Below are 22459 nucleotides of genomic sequence, written 5' to 3' on the forward strand. Positions count from 1 at the left end.
TCCCCATCAGCCATCGCATCAAGAAATGCGCCTGGAACGACGACTATCTCATCAATGCCATCACTCATATGCGATAGCCCTGCCCCTCGAGGGGAGATGGCCGCGAAGCGGCCACAGGGGGTCGTCGCTCACATAGATCGCCGACGCCTTCCTCCACGAGAGACGGCGCTGACGCTCCACGCGCCGCGACCCTCTGTCGCCCTCGGCGACATCTCCTCCTTAAGGGGGTAGATCAGCACCCTCACCTCCGCCACGGCGGGACCGGCGCAAAGCGTTTGCTGATCCAGTCGGCGAAGGCACGTGTCTTGGCGGCTTGCCCCTTGGCCGAAGGCATGACGACATAGACGGCGCCCTCATCGGCAAGCGTCCAGTCCTCCAGCACTGGCACCAGCCGGCCGTCAGCGAGCTCGCGTCCGACCAGCCAATCCGTGCTCATCATCAGCCCGACGCCTTGCACGGCGGCTTCGACCAGCACCTCGGCATCATCGGTGACCAGCGGGCCGGAAACCTCGATACTGACGCGCCGGCCCGAACTGTCGGTCATCTCCCAGGCCGGAAAAGTCTGGAAGCCTGAGAAGCCGAGACAGCTGTGCTCCAACAGCGCTTCAGGTTCGGTCGGCGTGCCCCGGCGGGCGAGGTAGGATGGTGCGGCGCACAGCAGCCGTCGCCGTGTCGCGACCTTGCGCGCCACCAGCCGCGAATCCTCCAGTGCGCCGAGACGCACGGCGACATCGAAATTCTCGGCGACGAGATCGGCGAAGCGGTTGGAGAACTCGGCCTCGATACGAACGTCGGGAAATTCGGCGAGAAACTGCGGCAGCAGCGGGGCGATCCACATGCGCCCGAACGAGCCGGGCAGCGCCAGCCGCAGCACGCCGCGCGGCCCCCCGCCGGCATGCGCCGACGCGGCAGCCTCGGCTTCGTCGACCGCGGCCAGGATGGCGCGGACGCGGACGAGAAATTCCGAACCCGCCTCGGTCAGCGACACGCTTCGCGTCGTCCGGTGCAGCAGGCGCACGCCCAACCGCTCTTCCAGCGAGGCAAGGCGCCGCGACAGGATCGTCGCGTCGCGGCCGATGCGAGCCGCCGCCTTGGTAAACGAGCGTGCTTCGGCGATTGCCGCGAAGGCGGCCATTTCGGCCAATACCGCCGGTTCGTACGATTGCTGCATCAGGCGCAGAGCTCAAATGTAAAAGCCAAGGATTATATACCAATAGCGCAGCAGCTAGTTTCACTCAATCCCGGCCCGTCAATCGGCCATCAACCGGAGTGAGACATGAAAGTGATCGAACTGACTGCCCCGAGACTGGACGCGTTTCGCGCGGCCACCGTTCCCACGCCTGAACCGCAGCGCGGCGAAGTGCTGATCCGCCTGCGCGCCGCAAGCCTCAATTTTGTCGATGTCGCGGTAGCGAGCGGCAACTATCCAGGTCCGAGCTTTCCGCTCATTCCCGTCGTCGACGGCGCCGGCGAGATCGTCGGCATCGGCGAGGGCGTGTCGAGGGTCGCCATCGACGACCGCGTCATCGCCCACGCAAAACCGCGCTGGATCGGCGGCCGTCCTCGGCCTTACGAGACCAGAGAGATGCGCGGCCTGACGCTGCCCGGCTCGCTCGCCGAGTATGTCGCGCTGCCGGCCAATGCCGTCGTACCGATGCCGGCGCATCTTTCCTTCGAAGCGGCAGCGACGCTGCCGATCGCCGGCACCACCGCGTGGAATGCGCTTCGCGCCGCCGATGCCGGGCCGGGGTCGGTCGTCGTCCTGCTCGGTACTGGCGGTGTCTCGATCCTGACTCTGCAGCTGGCCAAGGCAGCCGGCGCGACGGTCATCATCACCTCGTCGTCGGACGAAAAGCTGGCCCGCGCCAAGGCTTTGGGTGCTGATCACCTCATCAATTATCGTCAGACGCCGGACTGGGACGCCAAGGTGCTCGAGTTGACCGACGGCCTCGGTGCCGATCTGATCGTCGAAACCGGCGGCTCGGCCACCTTCGCCCGCTCCATCAATGCCGCGGCGCCTGGCGGCACGGTGTTCGCCATCGGCTTCGTCACCGGCGCCGAGGCCACCACGAACCTGCTGCCTATCATCATCAAGGCACTCAAGGTGGTGGGCAACAACACCGGTTCGGTATCCGACCTGCGCGACGCGGCGCGCGCCATCGGCGCCGCCCATATCGATCCGGTCATCGACACGGTCTACAGCCAGCACCAGGCGACCGAGGCCTACGCCCATATGGCAGCTGGCGGCCGCCATTTCGGCAAGCTTGCGTTCAGCCTGTCGTGGTGAGCCTGGAGAAGGCGCCGTCGCTGAAGCTGCCGATCTCCTCCCTCGTGGGGGAGATGTCCGGCAGGACAGAGGGGGGCGCGAAGGATCGCCGGCATTCCGGTCGACCTATGATGAGCTGAGAAATTTGGGCAGTTGTGTGAACTGCGATGGCAGAGGACGCCGCGACAGCGCCCCCCTCTGCCCTGCCGGCCATCTCCCCCTTAAGGGACCCTTAAGGGGGGAAGATCGGCACCTTCGCCGTCTGCCCCTAAATCAGCTTCTCCAGCGTGATCGGCAGGTCCCGCACCCTTTTCCCGGTGGCGTGGAACACCGCGTTGGCGGTCGCCGGCGCCACGCCGACAATGCCCAGTTCGCCGACCCCCTTGCCGCCAAGCACCGAGGAGTGCGGATCGGGAATGCCGACCGAGATCACCTCGATATCGGGAATGTCGGCATTCGTGGCGATGAGATAGTCGGCGAGATTGTTGTTGACGATGCGCCCATGCCGGCGGTCGACGATGCCTTCCTCGAGCAGCGCCTGGCCGATGCCCATGATGATACCGCCCTTCCACTGGCTTTCGGCGAGCTTGGGGTTGTAGAGCCGGCCCGAATCCAGCGCCGACACCACACGCGACACACGAACCGTGCCAAAGTCCTCGTCGACGCGCACTTCGATGAAATGCGCGCACCAGCTGTAGCGGGAATAGTCGCCCTCGGTGTGTGGCAGCGCCATGGCTATGGTGGTGTAGTTCTTGTAGCGGTCCTCGACCGTCGAATTGGCCGGCATGGTGTCGCCCTTCGCCTCGATATGCTCGCGCCCGACGCTCCTGAGCAGTTCGGCGATGGAAACTTCAGGGCCGTTGCCGCGCGGTGAAGCGATGCGGCCATTGGCGACGACGAGCGTGTTGGCCTGCAGCGCATGGAACGGCGAAGCCGGATCGCTGATGGCGAGCCCGATCAGTTGGTCGAGCGCGGCACTCGTCGCCTTGTGGACGGCGCCGGTCATCACCCCGGCCAGCCGCGAACCGCCGGTGACGCCGGCTCGCGCATAGCGGGAATCGCCAAGCTTGACGACGACGTTTTCCGCCGGCACGCCCACCACCTCGGCGGCGGTCTGCGCCAGGATCGTGTAGGTGCCTTGCCCCATGTCGATCGATGAGCTTTCGACCTCGACCGAGCCGTCGGCCAGGATGCGCACCATGGCCTCGCCATAGGCGCGCCGCACCGGATAGGTGCCGGCGGCGACACCCCAGCCGATCAGCTGGTTGCCGTCGCGCATCGAACGCGGCCGGGGGTTCCGCTTCGACCAGCCAAAGGCTTCGGCGCCGGCGGCGAAGGCCTCACGCAGCTGCCGTGTCGACCACGGCTTCTTGGCATGCGGGTCCTGCTCGGCATAGTTCCTGAGCCGGATTTCCAGCGGATCGATGCCGGCCTCGTAAGCGAGCTCGTCAATGGCGCTTTCGATGCCGAAGGCGCTCGGGTTCTCGCCCGGCGCGCGCAATGCCCCCGGCACCACCGTGTTGACCCGCACGACGTTCTGCCGCGACGAGAAATTCGGCGTCGCGTACATGACCGAGGTGACCGAGCCGAGCGGCTCGACCCACATGCCGTCGACAGAGGTCTCGTTGACGCCGCGATGCACGATCGACTGGATTTTGCCGTCGCGATCGGCGCCGAGCGCTACCGTCTGGCGCGTCGCCGCCCGTCCGCCATAGGCGGTGAAGGTCTGCGGCCTGGTGACCGCCAGCTTCACCGGCCGTCCCAGCATTTTCGCGGCCGCTGCCGCCACCGCGCCGTAGCCATAGGCGAACGCCTTGGACCCGAAGCCGCCGCCAATATAGGGCGAGACAAGGCGCACATTCTCGAACGGCACGCCAAACCATTCGGCATAGGTCCGCGCCATGCCGTCGACCCATTGACTCGGCTCCCAGACCGTCAGCTGGTCGCCCTGCCACTTTGCGATCAGGCCATGCGGCTCCATCGGCGCCTGGTATTCGCGCGGCGTGTTGTAAGCGTTGCAGATCCTGACCGGAGCCGAGGCGAACGCTGTCTCCGCCTCGCCCCATTCCTTGGTCATGGCGTCGACCGGGATGCCGTCGCCGGCCTTCGGATCGCTGAGGTCGACGATCGCCGGCGTCTCGTCATAGGCGATCTTGACCAGCGCCGCGGCCGCGACCGCCTGTTCGAAGCTCTCAGCGATGACTGCCCCGACATGCTGGCCGCTGAAGGTGATGTCGCGCGCCAGCGGGCAATAGGCGACATCCGGCGGCGGCGTGCCCAGCCAATCCGTTGCGGTTCTCAGCGGCAGGATATTGTCAGGCGTCAGCACCAGCAGCACGCCGGGCGACGCTTCGGCAGCGGCCGTGTCGATCGAATGCACCCGGCCGGCGGCAATGGTGCTCTCGACCAGCACCGCATGGGTAAGCCCGTCGAGCCGCTGCTCGACGGCATATTTGGCGGCACCGGTGATCTTGGCCGGGCCGTCGACGCGAGACAGCCGGCCGCCGACCTGATCGGCGAGGACGGCACCGTCCGAAGCGTCGCCGTGTTTGGCATCGCCGGGTCTTGCTCTCAACTCGTGAACGGTCATGCCGTTTCTCCCATTTTTAGGATGGCGCGGGCGACGACGCGCGGCGCCAGTTGGATCTTGTAGTGGTTGGCGCCATGGTCGACGGCGCCCTCGACGGCGAGCAGGCTGGCTTGCCTGACGACCTCCGGCTCGAGCACTTTGCCTTTCAGCGCCTCTTCCACGGCACGCGCCCGCCACGGTTTTGTGGCGACGCCGCCAAGCGCCACGCGCAGGTCGCGGATCGTGCGGCCGTCCGCCTCGAATTCGACACCGACGGCGGCACTTGCGGCGGCAAATTCATAGGATTGCCGGTCGCGGACTTTCAGATAGGTCGAGCGGCGGGCGGCGGCCGAAGCGGGAATGCCGATCGCGGTGATCACCTCGCCCGGCTCGATCGCATGTTCGTTGTCGGGCGTGCTGCCCGGCAGCAGAAAAAAATTATCGACGGCGATTTGGCGGTCACCGAGATGGACGATTGCGTCGAAAGCGACGAGTGCAACCGCCAGGTCGCCGGGATAGGTGGCGATGCAGGCCTCGCTGGTGCCGAGCACGGCATGGCCGCGGGTGACGCCGCCGATCGCCGAGCAGCCGCTGCCGGGCGAGCGCTTGTTGCAGGCGGGGAAATTCGACGGATCGCGGAAATAGGGGCAGCGTGTACGCTGCATCAAATTGCCGCCGATCGTCGCCATGTTGCGCAGCTGCGCCGATGCCGCCTGCCACAGCGCCTCCGAAACGGCAGGAAACCGGCTCTTGATACCGGCATGGTCGGCCACGGTGCTCATCCCGGCCAGCGCCCCGACCGTGGCGCCCCGGTCATCGATCACGATCGTGTCCAGTCCGGTGAGATGGGTGATGTCGACCACGATCTCGGGTTCGGCAACGCCGCATTTGGCGAGATCGACAAGCGTCGTGCCGCCGGCGAGCAGCATGGCGCCGGGCAGTGCTGCTGCCTCACGCGCTGCGTCGACCGAGCCGGCACGGAGATACGAAAAGTCCCTCATGATGTGGCCTCCACGGCTGCCTGGCGCACGGCGGCGACGATATGCGGATATGCGCCGCAGCGGCAGAGATTGCCGGCCATGTATTCGCGGATCTCCTCATCGGAGCCGGCATGGCCTTCGCGAATGCAGGCGACCGCCGACATGATCTGGCCCGGCGTGCAATAGCCGCACTGGAAGGCATCCTGTTCGAGGAAGGCGGCCTGCACCGCATGTAGCGCGCCATCCTCCCCGGCAAGCCCTTCGATGGTGGTGATGGCACGTCCTTCGGCCTGCGCGGCAAGAGTCAGGCAGGCCAGCACGCGCTGGCCGTCGATATGGACGGTGCAGGCGCCGCACTGGCCTTGGTCGCAGCCCTTCTTGGTGCCGGTCAGGCCGAGATGATCGCGCAAGGCGTCGAGCAGGGTAACACGCGGCTCTGCCTCGAGCTCATGTCGATGTCCGTTGATTTGAAGTTGGATCGGAGTTCGGGTTTTGCTTGTCATGGGGCGTCTGGCTCCAGTTGCTTGACGCGAGAGGGGATGATCTGGCGCCCGGCCAGCGAGCGGCAAGATCAGGTTATGGCTAGGTGAGCTAATCTCCCCCCTTGCGGGGGAGATGCCCGGCAGGGCAGCGGGGGTCCGCTTGGCTTGATGCGACCTCCGGGAGGGCCGCGGTTTGCGAGGTTGAAAGACGTGACATACCCGATCCCGTGATTACATGATCCCGTGATTACATGATAAAGGCGCTCCACAAATCGGAGGCGCCTCCGTTTATTAACTAGGGGCCTGCTCCGCCCTGTTCAAGCCCCGGATCGAAATTGATCGAAATTGGAGAAAATTGGGGGCGGGCAGCCAGCCGTCATGCCGGGAGACAAAAAAGCACCACCGGCCCAAGCCGGTGGTGCTCTCTGGACTGTCTGTAGGGGCAGGACAGTCCAATGATCCTGAGGGGATCGCGCTCAACGTGGGCTCATTTTTGCCCCACGGCATCGGCCGAACAGATGAGGAGTGCCGGCCGCGAGGAAATATCCTCCGTCGTCACCCGCCGTGCACCGGAGGCGGGCAAGATGCCTCGCCTGCCGGAACGCCGGCCCAAACTCGATCCTGTGATTATAGTTACTTGCGATTATATTTGTCGGAGACGTAACGAAGGTGGAAGAGTCTGCGTTCTTGAAACGGGGCCTGCCTATCCGGGTATGCTTCGGATCAGCACTGGAGAAGAAATTGGCCGCGGAGCCGCCCGTCATACCTGGAGACAAAACCGAAACCGCCGTTGCAAAACCGCTGCGCGCCGACGCGCAGCGCAACCGCGACGCGCTGGTCGAGGTCGCGGCAAAGGCCTTTGCCGCGCATGGCGTCGACGCCTCGCTGGAGGAGATTGCGCGCCAGGCCGGCGTCGGCATCGGCACGCTCTACCGGCATTTCCCAACCCGCGAGCATCTGGTCGAGGTGGTTTATCGGCGCGAAGTGGAAGGGCTGTGCCAGGCGGCCGACGAACTCGCCCACGATCATTCGCCCGATATGGCGCTCGAACAATGGATGCAGCGCTTCGTCGACTACATCGCCACCAAGCGCGGGCTGTCGACAAGCCTGCGCATCCTGCTCACGACCAACTCCACCCTGTTCTCCGACGTTTCGGGCAGGGTGACGCTCGCCTTGCGGCGGCTGATCGATGCCGCGGTCGCCGACGGCTCGATCCGCAGCGACGTCGATGCCTCCGACGTGCTGCATGCGCTGGGCGGCATCTATTCGGCCCCGGACACCAAGGACTGGCGCGACCGCTCGCGCCGATTGGTGTCGCTGCTGATGGATGGGCTGCGGTTTGGAGCGGCCAAATCCCGCCCATCCAAGGAATAACGAATGCAGTGACTGTCCTTATTTCAGCGAGATGCTCATACCGCTGAGATCGGCATTGACTTGCAGGCCTACCTGCCTGCCCGTGAGTTCGAGTTGGGCACCCTTGTCATTGGTCATGACGATCACCTGGGCTCCTTTGCCGAGCGCGCCGCCACCGCCCGCTGCGCCGTAAACCCCCGTCACATCCCGGGCGCGCCGTATGTGGCGCACGGTACCTTTGAAATAGGTCTTGGAGGCACCGAAGGCGAGGCCGCCCGAGATGCCGCCGACCGAGATGGGATACCGGCGACCATGGAAGGTCAGTGTGCCCTCGCCTCCGGCGCCGCCGATGAAGAAGGCCGCCTTGTAGATGGCGAAGCGGATCGTACCGCTGTCGGCATGTGCGACGCTGGCAAAGCTAACTGCCGCCGCAGTTATGACGGCAACCGCGACTGAACGAAATCTGGACGAAATCTTCATGATGAGAACTCCTCAAGATCGCCGCATGCCCAGCCGGCCGGGCACGTCGGCGCCGTATCAAAGTCATAGCTGAACAGTCTCGCCCGTCATTGGTTCCAAGCACGCGGCCTGAATCCGGCTGCGAGAAGACCGCTACGAAACGAGGCGGATGGCGAGCGTAGTCCTGGCTGTAAGAACATGACTGATGGTGGGGATGATCGTAGGTGTTGAGGCGGAATGGTATTAGTCTGCGCTGTCCTGGGGTTTCGGGAGCGCGGCAAAGGAATGGATTTCAACTCACGGCATGGCTACCTCCTGATCGGCGGCCTTATCCTGGTCGGTGCCGGGCTGCTGGTCCTTTCGCTGATCGTCAATCTTCGCGTGGCGCACAGCGTGCGCGACGACGTACGCCATCGTGAAAAGCTGCTGGAATATTATCGCAACATCTTTTCGCAGCTGGGCGTGATCATGATCGGGATTGGCGTGTCCCTGTTCATCTTCTTTTTCCAGCAGAATTATCAGGACCAGCGCAAACGCGAAGCGGAGCTCCAGCAGGTTCTCGCCAAACTGGCGGCACGTGTTGCCCGCGGCAGCGCTGTCGTGGAGGCCCTCGGCGAATTCGACGCGCTGCTGGATGATGGTGGTGCTTATGTCAGTCCGGAACACGGCGGTGACAACGCCGCTGTCAGCGCCCACGGAACGGCGCTCGCCAAGCAGGTTTCCCAGATCCTTCTGGTCGAGCGCGACGTCGATGTTCAGGGGTTCGATATCCTGAATCTGTCGCGCGATTTCGAAGCATCGTTCGTCGTCAACGAGCTCAACCCAACGCTATGGTTCAACGTCGTCCGGGACGAGAGCGACATCAAATATGCCACCACCCAGATGGCCCTTGATTACAAGGACCTGCAGGATGCGATCGGCGGCGAGCCTATCGAGGTTGCGATCGCCAATCCCGAAAAGGAGCGGAAGATCAAGCAGGAGGTGCTCGACGTGTTTTATGATGCCGACCTCCTGCGCCAGCGCAGCAGGCGGTTTCTCGGCCGCGCGTGCTGGCTTTTCAGCAAGGGGCGCGACTTCGTCAAGCTTGCACCGGCCAATGAGATCGAAGCCGATGCCAGGTCGCACCAGGAATGGATCGATCGGTCAAAAGGCTTCCTGACGCAGTTGAAGTCGGGAAGCGGCGATTGCTTCAAATTGCTCCAGTTCGGCCCGGCATCCTGAACCGGCAAGCATCGCCCGCCCGGCGGCGGCTAATCCCCCACGCGTTGCAGCGTGCCGAGACGATTGTCGTCGAGAAATTCGACGGTCATGGCCGACGCCTTGCCGTCGGGGCCGAGGGCAAAGCTGACGGCCGAAGGCCTGTCCGGCATCTCGGCATCGGGGAAGGTCACGAAGAGGTCGCGGTTGAAATGCTTCAGTGGATAGGACCGCGCACCGGCAGGCCCGACCTTGAGGACAAGAGCGTCTCCTTCGCCTGACACAATAGCATCGCCGATGAAGTCGTTGAAGTAACGGCCCGCATAGGCGCTGGCCGGCGCCGCCGGACTTGCTGGAGAGGGCGGCGCGGCATAGGTAGCCTTGGCCGCCGCAATCACCGGGCCGAACATGCCTGCATAGATATCATTCCAAGCCTTTACCTTGTCCTTTCCCAGCGTTCCGTCGAAGACGAGATCGGCGAAGCTGTCGGACAGTCCCTCCGGCACGCCTGTCGGAAAGGCGTTGGCGATGACGACGATGCCAAGCTTCTCCTCGGGAAAGAGCATCACCAGACTGCGGGCGCCGGCGCTGAAGGCGCCCGCATGACCCCAGATCGGTCCGTGCCGGCCGAATTCGACATTCCAACCGAGGCCGTAGAAGGCCTCGCCTCCGGACACGGGGTTCTTGCCACGAACCATCAAGGGAATATGTGTCTGGTCCAGCGCATCGGCGGCAATGAGTCTCTTGCCGGCGTAGGCCCCGTTGCCGAGCACAAGGCGCATCCATTGCGAGAGGTCGCGTGCGGTGGAACTGACGCCGCCTGCTGGCGCCTGCGCATCCGGATAGCGCTGGACCTTGGCGGTCCACGCGCCATCGATTTTGGCGTGGAGCTCGGCGCGGTTGGCTTGCTTGATGAAGTCCGAATGACGGGAGCTGGTCGAGACCATTCCAAGCGGACGGTAGAGCTTCTCTTCGGCGACCTCTTCCCATGATTTGCCTGTCGGCTTCGCGGCCGCGACGGCCCCCTCGGTCAGTCCGAAATTGCTGTAGGAATAGCCCGCACGAAAGCTCGATGACGGCGACACGAACCGCAGGCGGCGCAGGATCTCCGCGCGGTCATAGCCGATGTCCTCGAGGTCGTCGCCGGCGGTGCCGGGAAGCCCGCTGCGGTGCGCAAACAGGTCGCGGACCGTGAGTTCGCTGGTCGGATAGGGCTGAGCGAGCCGGAAAGCCGGATCGAGGTCGGCGATCTTGGAATCCCACGAAGCGATCCCGTCGCTGACCAGCGCCGCCACGACGGTGGCGGAGACCGGCTTGGAGAGCGAGGCAATCTGGAAGACCGTGTCGGCATCGACGATCTCCGGTTTTCCGGCTTCGCGATGCCCGAACCCCTTGAGGAAGATCACCTCGTCGCCGTGCACGACGCCGATGGCCAGACCGGGCACGCTACCATCCGCGACGACGCCTTCGGCAAGCAATTCGAGCTTCGACAGAGCTGCGGCGATCCTGTCGGGTGGGATGGTATCGGCCGACGCCGCGTTCGGCAAAAGCACCATGATTGCGATGAAGGCCAACATCCTCCACCGGAGGTGATTCCGGTTTGTGAACCGCCGCATGCTCAGCCCCTCCGCTTCACCGGCGTGCACTATTGCAGGCCGACGCAGGGAAGGCCAGCCTCACGCTCGACCCGCCATCCATTGACGGATGTCCGCTTCACACCAGTCGAAATTCAGACAGCCGCGCCTGAGCTAGGATGCAGCGCGAAGGCGGAGGCGCCGCCTGCCGGCGCGGGCCTTCTCCGCCGCCGCGGCGGTGATCTCGACCACGCCGTCTTCACGCGGTCTGGCGTTGGTGACCTTGTGGAGCCGCTCATAGGGCAACAGTTCCTTGACTCGGGCTTGAAGCGACGCGACTTCGGCTCGCAGATCCTCGCATTCCTGCCTCTGGACGTCGAACTGTATCTGTTCGGATGCCTGTTGCAGAGAAAGCTGCGAAAAATTTGCGCTGATTGCGGAAAGGTTCATCTTGTCGTTTTCGCTCTCTTTCATGAGAGCAGACAATTTTTGCTCGACAATTTGCCTTTCGGCCACCGCGTCGCTCGCCTGGGCCTTGAGCATGGCGATCTCGCTGGCGGCTTCGCTGTTCTGGTTGGAGGCGGCCTCCAGCCGCGATCGAAGGTCCTCGATTTCAGAACGCAGGCCGGTCATCTCCGCGACACTGCGTGCAAGCTCGGCTTCCCTGTCACCGTCCCTGAGGCGGGCTGCTTCCGTTATTTCCGATAGCTTCGCCTGCGCCATATCGAGCGATTTCTGCAGCCGCATCTCCTCTTTCTCGCTCTTGCCAAGCGCGGCCAGCAGTTCCGAAAGCTGCGCGGCATCATTGGCATGGACAGTCGAGAGTTCGTCCAGCCTGTGCCGGGCCTCGGCCTCCCGTTTCAGCGCCTTGTCGAGGTCGATCGACAGGCTGACATGTTTCTCCCGCAGCATTTCGTTCTCGCGCGAGCGTCTGTTGGCCTCGACGGCTCTGGCCGAGAGTGTTTTGACAAGCTCGCCGAACTCGGCCTCGCGTTTTGCGCTCGCATTGCCTGCCACGACGAGTTCCAGCCTTGCCGCAGCCAGCGCGCCGCGAAGTGCTTCCTTGTCCTCGACCAGGCTCGCCTCGTGCTGCTGCAGGGCCTCGATAGCGCTGTCGCGCTCGCGCTGCTTTCTGGTTGCATCGTGGAGCTGTTCGGACAGCACCCTTTGCTGCGCGGTCAGGCCGGTATTTGCCAGCTCCAATTCGTTGGCGCGAAGAATGTCGCCGTGGAGCAGTTTTAGAAATTCGCCCGTCAGATGATGCGAGGTCGCCATCTCCGACAGTTTCGCATTGATCTCCCCCAGATACTCCTGCGCGTCGTGAAAGAGCCCATCGACCGCGCTTAAGGCAGCCAGCCGGGTTTGCGTATGGGGGGACAGCCGTCGTGCGGTCTCGAAGGCGTCCGCATTGGCCTCGATCTGCGAGCTGTCATCCGTTGCCCCGAGATTCTCATCCGATACCGTCTCATCATCCGGCACAGTGACGTCGTTCAGCGGCGGCTGATCGTCCACGTTGAGACATTCGCTAAACGCATCCGCCAAATCGGTTTCGAGCTCCTTGAACGCTCTCTCCACAGTCTCGGCACGCTTGATCAAACCTTTGAAATTCATGACCGAATATCCCTCTCGTGCAGCGCCGTTAAGGAGCGGACTTTCAACACTTGACCTCGCCTCCCCGAATACGGGGGTCATCTCCTGACGTGCGCTCTGGCCGACGCAGGCTAGGGACAGGCTTGGCCACTGTCCTCGTGTGTTTGAATGACGTAAAGCCGTGTTCTGCGGCGCTCCATACCCGAGGCGTTGGCACCGCTCGCAAAATGCCACTCATTTCACCCGAAACGAATATCAAGCGGCGCAAACCTGAGAATCGCCTGGTAATTGTCTTAAGGACCGGCCGAGCGCCTCGGTGTTCTGCAGCAGCTACAAGGTCACGGCCTAAGACGACGCGTGTCACTGCCGAGAGGCCTGACCTAATAAATGATTGTGTTGAATACGTTTCGCTGATTAGCTGCTGTGAATAGACCAGGGACAAGACCGACAAAATGTTGTCCCGGGAGGACCGCGATGCCGGTGCTTGAGGTTCGCCACGTCTCCAAGAATTTCGGGGCTATCCAGGCCCTGACGGACGTCAGCTTCCAGGTGGAGCGAGGCGAAGTCGTTGGTCTCATGGGGGATAACGGCGCCGGCAAATCGACGATAGTCAAGACGGTGGCCGGGAATTTTCCTCCGAGCGACGGCGAAATTGTAGTCGAGGGCGAGGTGTGCCACTTCCACCAGCCTGTGCAGGCCCGCGCCAAAGGGATCGAAGTTGTTTATCAGGACCTGGCGCTCGCCGATAACTTGACGGCCGCGCAGAACGTCTTTCTGGGGCGCGAGATCAAGAAAGGCTTCTGGCCGATCAGGATTCTTGACAAGCAGGCGATGATCGATCGCTCGGCAGCGCTGTTCAAGGAACTCAAATCGGAAACCCGGCCGCGCGACCTCGTCAGAAAGATGTCGGGTGGGCAGCGCCAGGCGGTCGCCATCGCGCGGACCCGGCTTTCAAATGCCAAGCTGGTGCTGATGGACGAACCAACGGCCGCCATCTCAGTGCGCCAGGTGGCGGAAGTACTCGAACTGATCCGACGCCTCAAAGCACAAGGAGTCGGCGTCATGCTGATCAGTCACCGAATGCCTGACGTGTTCGCCGTGGCAGATCGTATTATCGTCCTCAGGCGGGGCTCGAAAGTTGCCGACAAGCCAGCCGACAAAACGTCGCCCGAGGAAATCACTGGACTGATAACGGGGGCCATCCGTGGCGAATAGTGTTCAGGAGTCAGTTGGCGTTCAGGGCTCAGTCGAAGAACATGGCCGGCCGGTCATGTCGGATTTCGTTCCGACCAAGGAAAAAACAGTTCTCCAACGTGTGATTTCAAGTCAGCCCTTCTGGGTGACGATCGCGCTCATCGCGCTCGTCATGTTGATGACTGCGATGGAGCCGAGCTTCGGCACCTCTGAAAACGTCGCCAATGTGACGCGCAATTTCGCACCTTTCGGCATCATGGCACTTGGCATGACGATCGTCATCATCACCGGCGGTATAGATCTGTCGGTCGGCTCCGTCATGGGTCTCGTGGTCATCGTCGCCGGCCTGTTCCTCACCTGGCACTATCCCTGGTACGTCGCCTTCGCCATGGGCCTTTTCTCCGGTCTGGCCTGTGGCGCGGTCAATGGATTCTTTGTCGCCTATGTCGGGATGCCGTCCTTTGTGGTCACCCTCGGCATGCTGTCCGTCGCGCGCTCGCTGGCGGTCGTATTCTCGGCCAACCAGATGCTCTACCAGTTCGGGCCCGATGCCCCGATCGTGAAGGCAATCGGTCAGTGGAAATGGCCGCGGCATGGTCTGGAGGACTGGGCACCGCATTGGATACCAGAACTGTCGTCACAATTCTGGACCATGGTGATCCTGGCCCTGATTGTCGGCTTCGTGTTTAACTTCACTGCCTGGGCCCGGCATCTCTTCGCCATCGGCGGCAATGAGGAGGCGGCACGGCTCACCGGCGTTCCGGTCAACTGGATCAAATTCCAGGCCTATGTCTTCTCGGCTTTCACCGCCGCGCTCGCCTCGCTCCTGCTCCTCGGCTATAACGGCTCGGCCATCAATGCCATGGGCCAAGGCTATGAGCTGCGCGTTATCGCCGCGACAGTCATTGGCGGCGCCAGCCTCATGGGCGGCGCCGGCACGGCCTTCGGTGCGATCATCGGTTCCGCCTTCCTCGAGGTGATCAGGAACGCGCTGCTGATGGCCGGCATCGATTCAAACTGGCAGGGTGCCTTCGTCGGCGCCTTCATCGTTCTTGCGGTTCTCTTGGGCATGCAAACCGGCGGCAAATCGATTCTCGCCGCGTCGCTGGCAGTCTTGATGCCCAAAAAACGCCGCTAGAAACCCGCCGGCGGGAGGCTTGCGGGACATCACACCAAGGAGGAGAACGTCACATGAAAAAACATCTGCTCACGGCCGCCGTCGCGCTTGGCGCAATGGTGCTCGCCGTTTCCGGCGCCCAGGCGAAATACACCTTCGCCCTGGTGCCGAAGAACATGAACAATCCTTTCTTCGACCAGGCACGCGACGGCTGCAAGAAGGCCGAGGCCGAATCCAATGGCGCTGTGGAGTGCATGTATATCGGTCCCGGCGAACATGGCGGCGGCGACGAGCAGGTGCAGATCGTGCAGGACCTCGTGGCCAAGAAGGTGGACGGCATCGCCGTGTCGCCTTCGAACGCCGCGGCGATGGCGGTTGCGCTGCAGGCCGCCAAGGAGGCCGGTATCCCGGTTCTCACCTGGGACTCCGATCTCCTGCCCGAAAACAAGGATCTGCGCGTTGCCTACATAGGCACCCACAATTACGAGATCGGCGTGAACCTCGCCAAGCTTGTCATGCAGATCAAGCCCAAAGGCGGCACGATCTGCATCCAGTCCGGCGGCGCCGCGGCGGCCAACCACAACGAGCGCATGCAGGGCATTCGCGATACGCTTTCGGGCACCAAATCGGCGGCCTCGCCCGGAGATCGGCTGACAGGCCAGAACGGCTGGACCGAAATTGAAGGCTGTCCGCTCTACACCAACGATGATTTCCCGCTTTCGGTGCAACAGTTCGAGGATATCATGGCGAAAAACCCGAACCTCGACGCGTTTGTCCCAACCGGTGGCTTCCCGCAGTTCATCCCTGATGCCAACCGCGCCGCCGTCGCACCGTACAAGGACAAGATCGCCTCGAAGGCCCTGGCCCTTGTCGTCGCCGACACGCTTCCGGTACAGATCGACCAGATGAAGGAAGGTTTCTCGCTTGGCCAGGTCGGCCAGCGGCCGTTCGAGATGGGCTACAAGACGATGATGGCGCTGAAGGACATGAAGGACGGCAAGGCTCCGCCGGCCGACCCGACCTACACGGGCCTCGATGTCTGCACTCCGGAGACAGCCGACACCTGCGTCGCCAAATAGTGCTTTTGGGCGGGAGGAAACTCCCGCCCTTTTCCATAGGGGATCTCAATGCCGGAATTGTTCTCGCTCAAGGGCCGTGTCGCATTGGTCACGGGTGCCTCGCGTGGTCTTGGTTTTGCCATGGCCAAGGCACTTGCGGAGAACGGCGCGACGGTGGTCGTCAACGCCCGCGACGTGGCCGCCCTTTCCGCCGCGGCGGACAGGATCGGTGCAGAAGCCCTGCCGTTCGATGTCACCGACGCGGCGATCTCAAGGGCGTCGCTCGAAGGAATCGTCGAACGCCACGGGCGCCTCGACATTCTGGTCAACAACGCCGGCATCCAGCATCGTAAACCGCTGGTCGAATGGCAGGACGAGGATTTCAACCACGTGGTTGCCGTCAATCTGTCGGCTTGCTTCCGCATGATGCGCGACGCGGTGCGCCTGATGCTGCCAAACAAGTTCGGGCGCATAATAAACACCGGATCGGTCGCAGCGATCCTTGGCCGTCCCACCATTCACGCCTATGTGGCGGCAAAGGCGGGGCTGCACGGGCTGACACGCTCCACTGCCGCTGAGCTGGGCCGCCACGGCATCACCGTCAACGCGATCGCCCCAGGCTATTTCGCCACCGAGCTCAACACCGCACTTATGCACGACGAGGCCTTCACCAAATGGGTCGAGGCACGAACCCCCGCGGGCCGCTGGGCCCAGCCTGAGGAACTCGGCGGAGCGGTGGTGTTTCTCGCCTCCGACGCTGCCGCTTACGTCAACGGGCACGTGCTGGCCGTTGACGGCGGGCTATCGGTTTCCCTGTGATTTCAACCGGCGACACCGTGCCGACAGGGCGTGCCTGCTAGCCGCCTGAAATGACGACTTGCTGCATGCGCTGCTGGCCCGGTCCCCTGCGCGGACGCAGACGCCACACGATTGGATGGCGCGCCGTATTGCAGCCGCCGACTTTCGATTCGCAACGGGTTATTCGACGTCTGGCGGCATCGATGCTTGATGCCGCCAATATTTCATTCCACACACCGGCCACGATGAGAAACGACATACGGGATCAGCGCCGGGTATTCGGGTGGGCCTTGCCCACTTCGATTGCCCTGCATCTGCTCATCGTCGCGTTTTTGTTGTTCGGACTGCCGGCAACGCTGTCGCAGCCAGGGAAGGAGCAGGCCATTGCGGTGGATATCGTGCCGCCGCCTAAACCGCCGGAAAAAACCAAACCCCCGTCTCCCGCTGAACCGCCCAAGCCGGAAAAGCCGCCGGAAGCAAAGGTCGAGCCGACGGCGAGCCGTGAGGTCGCCGCGCAGAGACCTGTCTTCCAATTCGGTGAGAAGGACGCCGGTCCGCGCAAGTCTCTGGACGGCAACAGTGCGGAGGATGATTCGGAACAACCGCCAGCGCCACAAGACCCCAATAACCAGGATATTGCACAGCCACCTGCCGTGGCAGCGGTCGAGGGGAAAGACCAGGCTCCGCCGCCTGGCGCATCACAGCCGCCGAAGCCCAAGTCTGCGGATGTCGCCAAAGTGCAAAAGCCGTTGAAGCTTGAAGTAGCGAAAAGATTGTTCTCGCAAACGGCAACCGATGATCCAATCGCGACAACCGCCATGAGAAACGTGCCGCGCGCCGAGCGGATCGGTCAGCTCTGCTTCTGGGAACTGCGCGAACAGTTGCGCCACGCGTCGCCCCCCTATTTTCCCGACGTCTTGCGTACCTACAGGTTGAGGGACGGCAATGTCATGCAAGTCTCCAGGACCGAGTTCCGTGCCAGCGGGCAGTGGTACGCCCTGAGCTTTCGTTGTGAGGTCGATCCGGACGCAACGAAAGTCGTGTCCTTCGCCTTCCGTGTTGGAGATCCAGTGCCAGCGCCGCGGACTGCCCGCCAAATAGGTGGCCCAGACTGATCGAGGTCGGCTCGCCGGCCGCATCAAATCCACGACGCCGGCGAAGTCTTCGCGCCCCGGCACGCGTCGAGGTGGCTTTCGCCAGCAGCCGCCTCAACGTGGGACGAATGCTCGCCCGCCTTGGCAATCGCTGTTTCGAGGTTTAGCTTATGCTAAGGGAGGGTTCGATGACTTCAAGTTTCAATGTTCACCATGCTGCCGGCTATGAGCAGCTCATGGGCCGCTGGAGCCAAAGGCTCGCGCCGCTGTTCATCGACTTTGCGGGCCTTAAAGACGGCGAAAAGATCCTCGACGTCGGTTGCGGCACCGGCAGCCTGACCTTCGCGCTCGTCAAGGCCGCTGACCTCCATGAGGTCGCCGCGATCGACTTTTCAGCCGTTTTTGTCGAGGAGGCAATCCGGCGCAACTCCGATCCGCGGACAAAAATCCGTCAGGCGGATGCCTGCGCCCTGCCCTTTGAGGACGGCGCGTTCGACCGTGCCCTGGCCCTGCTCGTGCTCCATTTCGTGCCCGAAGCCGGCAAGGCAGTCGCCGAGATGCGCCGCGTCGTGCGGCCGGGCGGCGTGGTCGCGGCGACGGTATGGGACCATCTCGGCGGCATGCCGGGGATGCGCATGATGATCGACACGGTGGCGGTGCTCAGCGAAGGCGGACGCCAGCTACGCGCCCGCTATTGCACGCAGCCGATGATGCAGCCGGGTGAAATGAAACGGACCTTTGTCGAGCAGGGTCTCCGCGACGTTACGGAGACCGAGCTGATGATCCGCATGGACTATCAAAACTTCGGCGATTACTGGGCGCCGATAGCCGCCGGCGAAGGGCCGCTCGGCAAGTATGTGGCCACGCTCGATCCAGAAGAGCGGGCGCGCGTCGACGCCGCCATGCGCGACGCCTACGAGGCCGGCCGGCCCGACGGCCCGAGATCCTTTGCGAATGTCGCGTGGGCCTGCCGCGGTATCGTTGCCTGACCGGCCGGCAGCCGGGATGCATTCTTCGCATAGGAAGCATCGCTCTCCTCGCGCCGGCTTGTCCCGCTGTTGACGGGACGGCCTCCGCTTCGGCCCCGCTAGATCCGCCAAGGGTGGCTGCGTTAGCCGATCCCGTAGACCAGCCTGACGCGGCCGTCCGAAAGCTGCTCCACTTTGCGCAGTTCGAGCCCACGACGATTTTTCGCCGTCCCAAACAGCGCCTTTCCTTCACCGGCGAGCAGCGGATAGACGATCAGCCTGAGCTCATCGACCAGCCCGGCATCGATAAGGCTCGCGGTAATTCGGGCGCCGCCCATAAGGTAGATGTCTTTGCCGGGCTTCTGTTTCAGCGCAGCGATATCCTCGAAATTCCGCACGAAGCGCGTCTTTGGCCAGGCGGCCGAAGTCATTGTGTTCGACAGCACATAATGCGGGGTCTGCGCGGCGAATCGGGCCCATTCGAGCTCGGCCGGCTTCGGCAATTTGCCGGTCATCGGCAGGGGCTTGTCGGGCTCGTTCTGGATGGCGCTCCAGTAACGCTCGTAGCCGGCATACATGACGCTGCCAAGCAGGCAGGCGTCGATTTGCGGCGTCAGGCCATATTCGTCCGACCACGCGTCGACCCAATCGGCGTAACCCTCGGGCCCCTCCATCTTGCCGTCGACGGAGATTTTCATTCCAGCGATCAATTTGCGCATGACTTCCTCCATCAGGCTTGCGGGATGCAAGCACGTTTCATCGTTGCTTCGTGTTGCTGGCGGCGACCTCAGGGATGGACGCCGCGAATTACATCAGGCCGGCAGGCGGCGGTCGTATTCTTCCCGCAGGCGGCTCCAGCCGTCCCAGAACGAGGTCGGCGTCTTGCCAGCCAGGCGGGCGGCCAGCAGGTCGAGATGCATGTGCCAGCCGGCCGTGATGTTGAGCTGGATTGCACGTTCCGGCAGGCGGCGATGGACAACGGTGAGCAGCACATCGCTACCCTTCGCCTCCAGCAAGAAGGAGACGCCGCCGGTATTTCCCCAGGTGATGGAAAGCTTGCGCGGCGGATCGAGTTCGGTGATCCGGCCGCCCATCCGATGCTCTTCGGGAAAGCTCGCGGGGCGTTCGCCAGGCGGGTCGGTCAGCTCGTCGTTACGCCAGACCAATTCGAACGAGCTGCCCGCCTTCATTTCCATCTGCCCCGCTGCCATCCACTGCCGGCGCAGGTCACTCTCGGTGAGATAGGCCCAGACACGCTCGATGGGTCCGGGCAAAAGGCGCTGGATGGTGAACGTGGCGGGCTCGCTTAGCGCGCCATAGGCGTCGATGCTTCTCATCTGGTTCATTGCTCGTCTCCTTCTTTCGGATTGGGCGATTTCCTGGGCTCATCCTGGGCTTTGCGTGCGTCCTCTTCGCGAAGAAGACGTTCGAGGACGTCGAGACGACCTGTCCAGAAGCGCTCGTAAAAGCTGAGCCACTGATGGGCGCTGGCCAGCGGTCCGGGGGCTAGTCGGCACAGATGCGTGCGGCCCCTCACCTCTCGACGAATAAGCCCTGCGTTCTCCAGCGTCTTGATGTGCTTGGAGGCGGCCGCGAGCGACATCGCGAAGGGCTCCGCCAGCTGGCTTACGGTTTTCTCGCCATCGGCGAGATCGCGAAGCATGTGCCGGCGCGTGGCGTCGCCAAGGGCGTGAAAGACCGCATCCATCTGAGGTGTTTGTAATTCAACCATGTAGTTGAATATAGACGCACGCTTTGAGATAGTCAACCGTTTGGTTGAATAAATTATGTGAAGCGCCGCAGGGCCGTTTGCGCCATCGAGCGCATCGACGTGACGGGAGATACGGACGGCCCGCGACAGTAAGGGCGAGGCCCCTTATTTGCCGTTGAAGAAACTGTGGATCGCGGCTTCCAGCTTTTCGATAAGCTGAGGGTTGTGGCAGCTGCCAGCCCAGATCAGGGCGTTTAGCCTTATTTCTTTGTTGATAAAGCTCACTTTCCCAGAATCCAGCAGGTATTCCGCGATCTCGTAGTGCCGCCCTTTGATAGCCTCGATGAGCGCGTTGTTTCTCCCCGTCTTGTCGGTCAGATTTACTTCCGCGCCATTCTCCACGAGCAACTTGACGACTTCGAGATGCCCGTTCTTCGCCGCCTCGATAAGAGCCGTTCTACCGTAGTAGTCAGCTCGCGCGTTGATCTCTATTTGGGGGTGTCTCACGAGGCCTGAGATACACGCGTAATGTCCCTTGGCCGACGCAAGGCTCAAGGGCGTGCTCTTCCACTTGTTTCTGGCATTCACATCGATTTCCGGGTCTTCGATCAGCACCTCGACCACCGCTGTGCGGTCATTGAGGGCTGAAAGGTGAAGTGCAGACCAGCCGCCGTCGTCCGACTGATTGATGTCGGCGCCAGCCGCCAATTCCGATCGAACCGCATCCGCATCGCCTTGTTCTGCCGCGACCAGCAGGGGCGACCAGTCTCTTGCTCCTTCGCCTTCCAAGCTGTTGGTCAACGCAGTCGCCTCCTCGGATAATCCACAGAATACCACAGAATCCGCGACAGCGGGATCGTCCTGAATGGAGTTCCCTGGACTCCGTGGGTCACAGAGAGCTGTCGGCCCGAAGCGGAAGATCAGCGCTTCACGTCCGTCTCCTCACATTCTCATGATATCGACTGGCTTTGGCGGCCATCCAGACTAGATAGAGCGTGCGCCGGGCGGAATGATGCAGAAGGACCTGAACATGGCTGAACAGATTACCCTGGATAGACCTGAACAAATCAGATTGAACGACGGCTCCGCCATTCCGCAAATCGGCCTCGGCGTGTGGCAGGTCGATCCAGCCATCACCGCCAAGGTGGTGCGCTGGGGAATCGAGGCCGGCTACAGGCTGATCGACACCGCCGAAGGCTATCAGAACGAGGAAGGTGTCGGGCAGGCAATCCGCTCGGCCGGCGTGCCGAGAAGCGAGTTGTTCATCACCTCGAAACTGCGCAACGGCGCGCATCAGCGCGACGCCGCCTTGCGCGCCTTCGACGGGACGATGAGCAAGCTCGGCATCGAACAGATCGACCTGTTCCTGATCCATTGGCCGGTACCCAGCCAGGACAGATATGTCGAGGCCTGGAAGACGCTGATCGAACTCAGGCAATCAGGCCGCATCAAGTCGATCGGCGTTTCGAACTTCAACCAGGACCATCTCGAACGGATCATCGGCGAGACCGGCGTCACGCCGACCGTCAACCAGATCGAGCTCCACCCCCGCTTCCAGCAGCGTGACAAACGTGAATTCCACGACAGGCACAACATCCGCATCGAGAGCTGGAGCCCGCTGGGCAGCGGCCGGCTGTTGAGCGATCCGACGCTCGAAAGCATCGCCAGGAAACACGGCAAGTCGGTGGCGCAGGTGATTATCAGGTGGCACCTTCAGGAAGGGCTGATCGTCATCCCGAAATCGATCCACCAGGACCGGATCGCCGCCAATTTCGATGTCTTCGATTTCGAGCTGGAAGCGAAGGACCTCGAGCTCATCCGGGGCATGGATTCGCCCGACGGCCGCACCGGCCCGAACCCCGCCACCGCCGCGTTCCTGTTCTGACGAAGGCGGGCATCACCGCGGCGTTGGCATTCCTTTGCGACCCCTGTGTCCTGCCCTCTTTGGCACCACTTGGCATCTCCCCCCGGGGGAGATTGGCAGCTTCAACGGGAGCGCCGTTCTTGCAACGTTGGAGACTAGCGAAAAGCCGAGATGAGAGCCAATCT

21 protein-coding genes are annotated in these 22459 nt (G+C 62.9%); 10 read left to right on the forward strand and 11 right to left on the reverse strand.

Going from position 1 to position 22459, the window contains the following annotated elements:
- Positions 1 to 241: 241 nt before the first annotated feature.
- On the reverse strand, positions 242 to 1171 hold the full coding sequence (locus NKJ17_RS24275) for a LysR family transcriptional regulator (RefSeq protein WP_352507832.1): 930 nt from the start codon (positions 1169 to 1171) through the stop codon (positions 242 to 244).
- Positions 1172 to 1276: 105 nt separating this feature from the next.
- On the opposite strand from NKJ17_RS24275, the gene NKJ17_RS24280 reads away from it, so the two are divergent.
- Complete coding sequence (locus NKJ17_RS24280) at positions 1277 to 2287, forward strand: zinc-dependent alcohol dehydrogenase family protein (protein WP_352507833.1); 1011 nt, start codon at positions 1277 to 1279, stop codon at positions 2285 to 2287.
- A gap of 247 nt (positions 2288 to 2534) precedes the next feature.
- Here NKJ17_RS24280 and NKJ17_RS24285 read toward each other — a convergent pair whose 3' ends face one another.
- Genes NKJ17_RS24285 through NKJ17_RS24295 form a run of 3 tightly spaced genes read right to left on the reverse strand, consistent with a single transcriptional unit; the run spans position 2535 to position 6318 of the window.
- Positions 2535 to 4856 (reverse strand): xanthine dehydrogenase family protein molybdopterin-binding subunit, encoded by a 2322-nt coding sequence (locus tag NKJ17_RS24285; protein ID WP_352507173.1) that lies wholly within the window; start codon positions 4854 to 4856, stop codon positions 2535 to 2537.
- Complete coding sequence (locus tag NKJ17_RS24290) at positions 4853 to 5836, reverse strand: FAD binding domain-containing protein (protein ID WP_352507172.1); 984 nt, start codon at positions 5834 to 5836, stop codon at positions 4853 to 4855. Before NKJ17_RS24290 ends, NKJ17_RS24285 begins: the two co-directional genes overlap by 4 nt.
- Entirely contained in the window at positions 5833 to 6318 is a 486-nt protein-coding gene (locus NKJ17_RS24295; RefSeq protein WP_352507171.1) for a (2Fe-2S)-binding protein, read from the reverse strand. The genes NKJ17_RS24290 and NKJ17_RS24295 overlap by 4 nt, the downstream gene beginning before the upstream one ends.
- Before the next feature lie 720 nt (positions 6319 to 7038).
- Between NKJ17_RS24295 and NKJ17_RS24300 the strand changes: the two genes are divergently transcribed.
- The gene (locus NKJ17_RS24300) at positions 7039 to 7671 is read left to right on the forward strand and encodes a TetR/AcrR family transcriptional regulator (protein ID WP_352507170.1); all 633 of its coding nucleotides are present in this window, start codon (positions 7039 to 7041) and stop codon (positions 7669 to 7671) included.
- An 18-nt stretch (positions 7672 to 7689) separates the two neighbouring features.
- On the opposite strand, the gene NKJ17_RS24305 is transcribed toward NKJ17_RS24300, so the two are convergent.
- On the reverse strand, positions 7690 to 8130 hold the full coding sequence (locus tag NKJ17_RS24305; protein ID WP_352507169.1) for a lipid-binding SYLF domain-containing protein: 441 nt from the start codon (positions 8128 to 8130) through the stop codon (positions 7690 to 7692).
- Between the two features lie 264 nt (positions 8131 to 8394).
- Between NKJ17_RS24305 and NKJ17_RS24310 the strand changes: the two genes are divergently transcribed.
- Entirely contained in the window at positions 8395 to 9330 is a 936-nt protein-coding gene (locus NKJ17_RS24310) for a hypothetical protein (protein ID WP_352507168.1), read from the forward strand.
- A gap of 29 nt (positions 9331 to 9359) precedes the next feature.
- Here NKJ17_RS24310 and NKJ17_RS24315 read toward each other — a convergent pair whose 3' ends face one another.
- Both NKJ17_RS24315 and NKJ17_RS24320 read right to left on the reverse strand, forming a co-directional pair.
- Complete coding sequence (locus NKJ17_RS24315; RefSeq protein ID WP_502904021.1) at positions 9360 to 10883, reverse strand: serine hydrolase; 1524 nt, start codon at positions 10881 to 10883, stop codon at positions 9360 to 9362.
- Between the two features lie 171 nt (positions 10884 to 11054).
- Entirely contained in the window at positions 11055 to 12491 is a 1437-nt protein-coding gene (locus NKJ17_RS24320) for a coiled-coil domain-containing protein (protein WP_502906567.1), read from the reverse strand.
- Positions 12492 to 12944: 453 nt separating this feature from the next.
- On the opposite strand from NKJ17_RS24320, the gene NKJ17_RS24325 reads away from it, so the two are divergent.
- From NKJ17_RS24325 to NKJ17_RS24350, 6 genes are all read left to right on the forward strand, one after another.
- The gene (locus NKJ17_RS24325; protein ID WP_254819718.1) at positions 12945 to 13685 is read left to right on the forward strand and encodes an ATP-binding cassette domain-containing protein; all 741 of its coding nucleotides are present in this window, start codon (positions 12945 to 12947) and stop codon (positions 13683 to 13685) included.
- Entirely contained in the window at positions 13675 to 14802 is a 1128-nt protein-coding gene (locus tag NKJ17_RS24330; RefSeq protein ID WP_502896215.1) for an ABC transporter permease, read from the forward strand. Before NKJ17_RS24325 ends, NKJ17_RS24330 begins: the two co-directional genes overlap by 11 nt.
- A gap of 53 nt (positions 14803 to 14855) precedes the next feature.
- Entirely contained in the window at positions 14856 to 15860 is a 1005-nt protein-coding gene (locus NKJ17_RS24335) for a sugar-binding protein (protein WP_254819720.1), read from the forward strand.
- Positions 15861 to 15908: 48 nt separating this feature from the next.
- Positions 15909 to 16658 carry a glucose 1-dehydrogenase gene (locus NKJ17_RS24340; protein WP_254819721.1) on the forward strand — a complete coding sequence of 250 codons (750 nt, stop codon included), beginning with the start codon at positions 15909 to 15911 and terminating at the stop codon, positions 16656 to 16658.
- 182 nt (positions 16659 to 16840) lie between these two features.
- Entirely contained in the window at positions 16841 to 17752 is a 912-nt protein-coding gene (locus tag NKJ17_RS24345) for a DUF930 domain-containing protein (protein WP_352690315.1), read from the forward strand.
- A 167-nt stretch (positions 17753 to 17919) separates the two neighbouring features.
- Positions 17920 to 18720 (forward strand): class I SAM-dependent methyltransferase, encoded by an 801-nt coding sequence (locus NKJ17_RS24350; RefSeq protein ID WP_352690317.1) that lies wholly within the window; start codon positions 17920 to 17922, stop codon positions 18718 to 18720.
- Between the two features lie 122 nt (positions 18721 to 18842).
- On the opposite strand, the gene NKJ17_RS24355 is transcribed toward NKJ17_RS24350, so the two are convergent.
- The 4 genes from NKJ17_RS24355 to NKJ17_RS24370 all read right to left on the reverse strand — a co-directional run bounded on the left by NKJ17_RS24355 (position 18843) and on the right by NKJ17_RS24370 (position 21211).
- Positions 18843 to 19418, reverse strand: a complete 576-nt coding sequence (locus tag NKJ17_RS24355) for a dihydrofolate reductase family protein (RefSeq protein WP_352507160.1) — start codon at positions 19416 to 19418, stop codon at positions 18843 to 18845.
- Positions 19419 to 19511: 93 nt separating this feature from the next.
- A complete protein-coding gene (locus tag NKJ17_RS24360; RefSeq protein ID WP_352690319.1) occupies positions 19512 to 20045 on the reverse strand; it encodes an SRPBCC family protein in 534 nt (177 codons plus the stop codon).
- The gene (locus tag NKJ17_RS24365) at positions 20042 to 20431 is read right to left on the reverse strand and encodes an ArsR/SmtB family transcription factor (protein ID WP_254819404.1); all 390 of its coding nucleotides are present in this window, start codon (positions 20429 to 20431) and stop codon (positions 20042 to 20044) included. The genes NKJ17_RS24360 and NKJ17_RS24365 overlap by 4 nt, the downstream gene beginning before the upstream one ends.
- Positions 20432 to 20575: 144 nt before the next feature.
- Positions 20576 to 21211: an ankyrin repeat domain-containing protein gene (locus NKJ17_RS24370; RefSeq protein WP_352690320.1), complete on the reverse strand. Its 636-nt coding sequence runs from the start codon at positions 21209 to 21211 to the stop codon at positions 20576 to 20578.
- A 229-nt stretch (positions 21212 to 21440) separates the two neighbouring features.
- Between NKJ17_RS24370 and NKJ17_RS24375 the strand changes: the two genes are divergently transcribed.
- Positions 21441 to 22295, forward strand: a complete 855-nt coding sequence (locus tag NKJ17_RS24375; protein WP_352690322.1) for an aldo/keto reductase — start codon at positions 21441 to 21443, stop codon at positions 22293 to 22295.
- Positions 22296 to 22459 lie beyond the last annotated feature (164 nt).

It is taken from the genome of Mesorhizobium sp. M0208 (assembly GCF_040322015.1).
Taxonomy (GTDB): Bacteria; Pseudomonadota; Alphaproteobacteria; order Rhizobiales; family Rhizobiaceae; genus Mesorhizobium.

What these genes read in the sequence shown, in the direction of transcription:
- NKJ17_RS24280 (WP_352507833.1), top strand. Translation starts at nt 1,277, where the DNA reads ATGAAAGTGATCGAACTGACTGCCCCGAGACTGGACGCGTTTCGCGCG.
- NKJ17_RS24325 (WP_254819718.1), top strand. Translation starts at nt 12,945, where the DNA reads ATGCCGGTGCTTGAGGTTCGCCACGTCTCCAAGAATTTCGGGGCTATC.
- NKJ17_RS24310 (WP_352507168.1), top strand. Translation starts at nt 8,395, where the DNA reads ATGGATTTCAACTCACGGCATGGCTACCTCCTGATCGGCGGCCTTATC.
- NKJ17_RS24295 (WP_352507171.1), bottom strand. Translation starts at nt 6,318, where the DNA reads ATGACAAGCAAAACCCGAACTCCGATCCAACTTCAAATCAACGGACAT.
- NKJ17_RS24285 (WP_352507173.1), bottom strand. Translation starts at nt 4,856, where the DNA reads ATGACCGTTCACGAGTTGAGAGCAAGACCCGGCGATGCCAAACACGGC.
- NKJ17_RS24345 (WP_352690315.1), top strand. Translation starts at nt 16,841, where the DNA reads ATGCTTGATGCCGCCAATATTTCATTCCACACACCGGCCACGATGAGA.
- NKJ17_RS24315 (WP_502904021.1), bottom strand. Translation starts at nt 10,883, where the DNA reads ATGTTGGCCTTCATCGCAATCATGGTGCTTTTGCCGAACGCGGCGTCG.
- NKJ17_RS24290 (WP_352507172.1), bottom strand. Translation starts at nt 5,836, where the DNA reads ATGAGGGACTTTTCGTATCTCCGTGCCGGCTCGGTCGACGCAGCGCGT.
- NKJ17_RS24350 (WP_352690317.1), top strand. Translation starts at nt 17,920, where the DNA reads ATGACTTCAAGTTTCAATGTTCACCATGCTGCCGGCTATGAGCAGCTC.
- NKJ17_RS24340 (WP_254819721.1), top strand. Translation starts at nt 15,909, where the DNA reads ATGCCGGAATTGTTCTCGCTCAAGGGCCGTGTCGCATTGGTCACGGGT.
- NKJ17_RS24275 (WP_352507832.1), bottom strand. Translation starts at nt 1,171, where the DNA reads ATGCAGCAATCGTACGAACCGGCGGTATTGGCCGAAATGGCCGCCTTC.
- NKJ17_RS24305 (WP_352507169.1), bottom strand. Translation starts at nt 8,130, where the DNA reads ATGAAGATTTCGTCCAGATTTCGTTCAGTCGCGGTTGCCGTCATAACT.
- NKJ17_RS24375 (WP_352690322.1), top strand. Translation starts at nt 21,441, where the DNA reads ATGGCTGAACAGATTACCCTGGATAGACCTGAACAAATCAGATTGAAC.
- NKJ17_RS24360 (WP_352690319.1), bottom strand. Translation starts at nt 20,045, where the DNA reads ATGAACCAGATGAGAAGCATCGACGCCTATGGCGCGCTAAGCGAGCCC.
- NKJ17_RS24355 (WP_352507160.1), bottom strand. Translation starts at nt 19,418, where the DNA reads ATGCGCAAATTGATCGCTGGAATGAAAATCTCCGTCGACGGCAAGATG.
- NKJ17_RS24320 (WP_502906567.1), bottom strand. Translation starts at nt 12,491, where the DNA reads ATGAATTTCAAAGGTTTGATCAAGCGTGCCGAGACTGTGGAGAGAGCG.
- NKJ17_RS24335 (WP_254819720.1), top strand. Translation starts at nt 14,856, where the DNA reads ATGAAAAAACATCTGCTCACGGCCGCCGTCGCGCTTGGCGCAATGGTG.
- NKJ17_RS24365 (WP_254819404.1), bottom strand. Translation starts at nt 20,431, where the DNA reads ATGGTTGAATTACAAACACCTCAGATGGATGCGGTCTTTCACGCCCTT.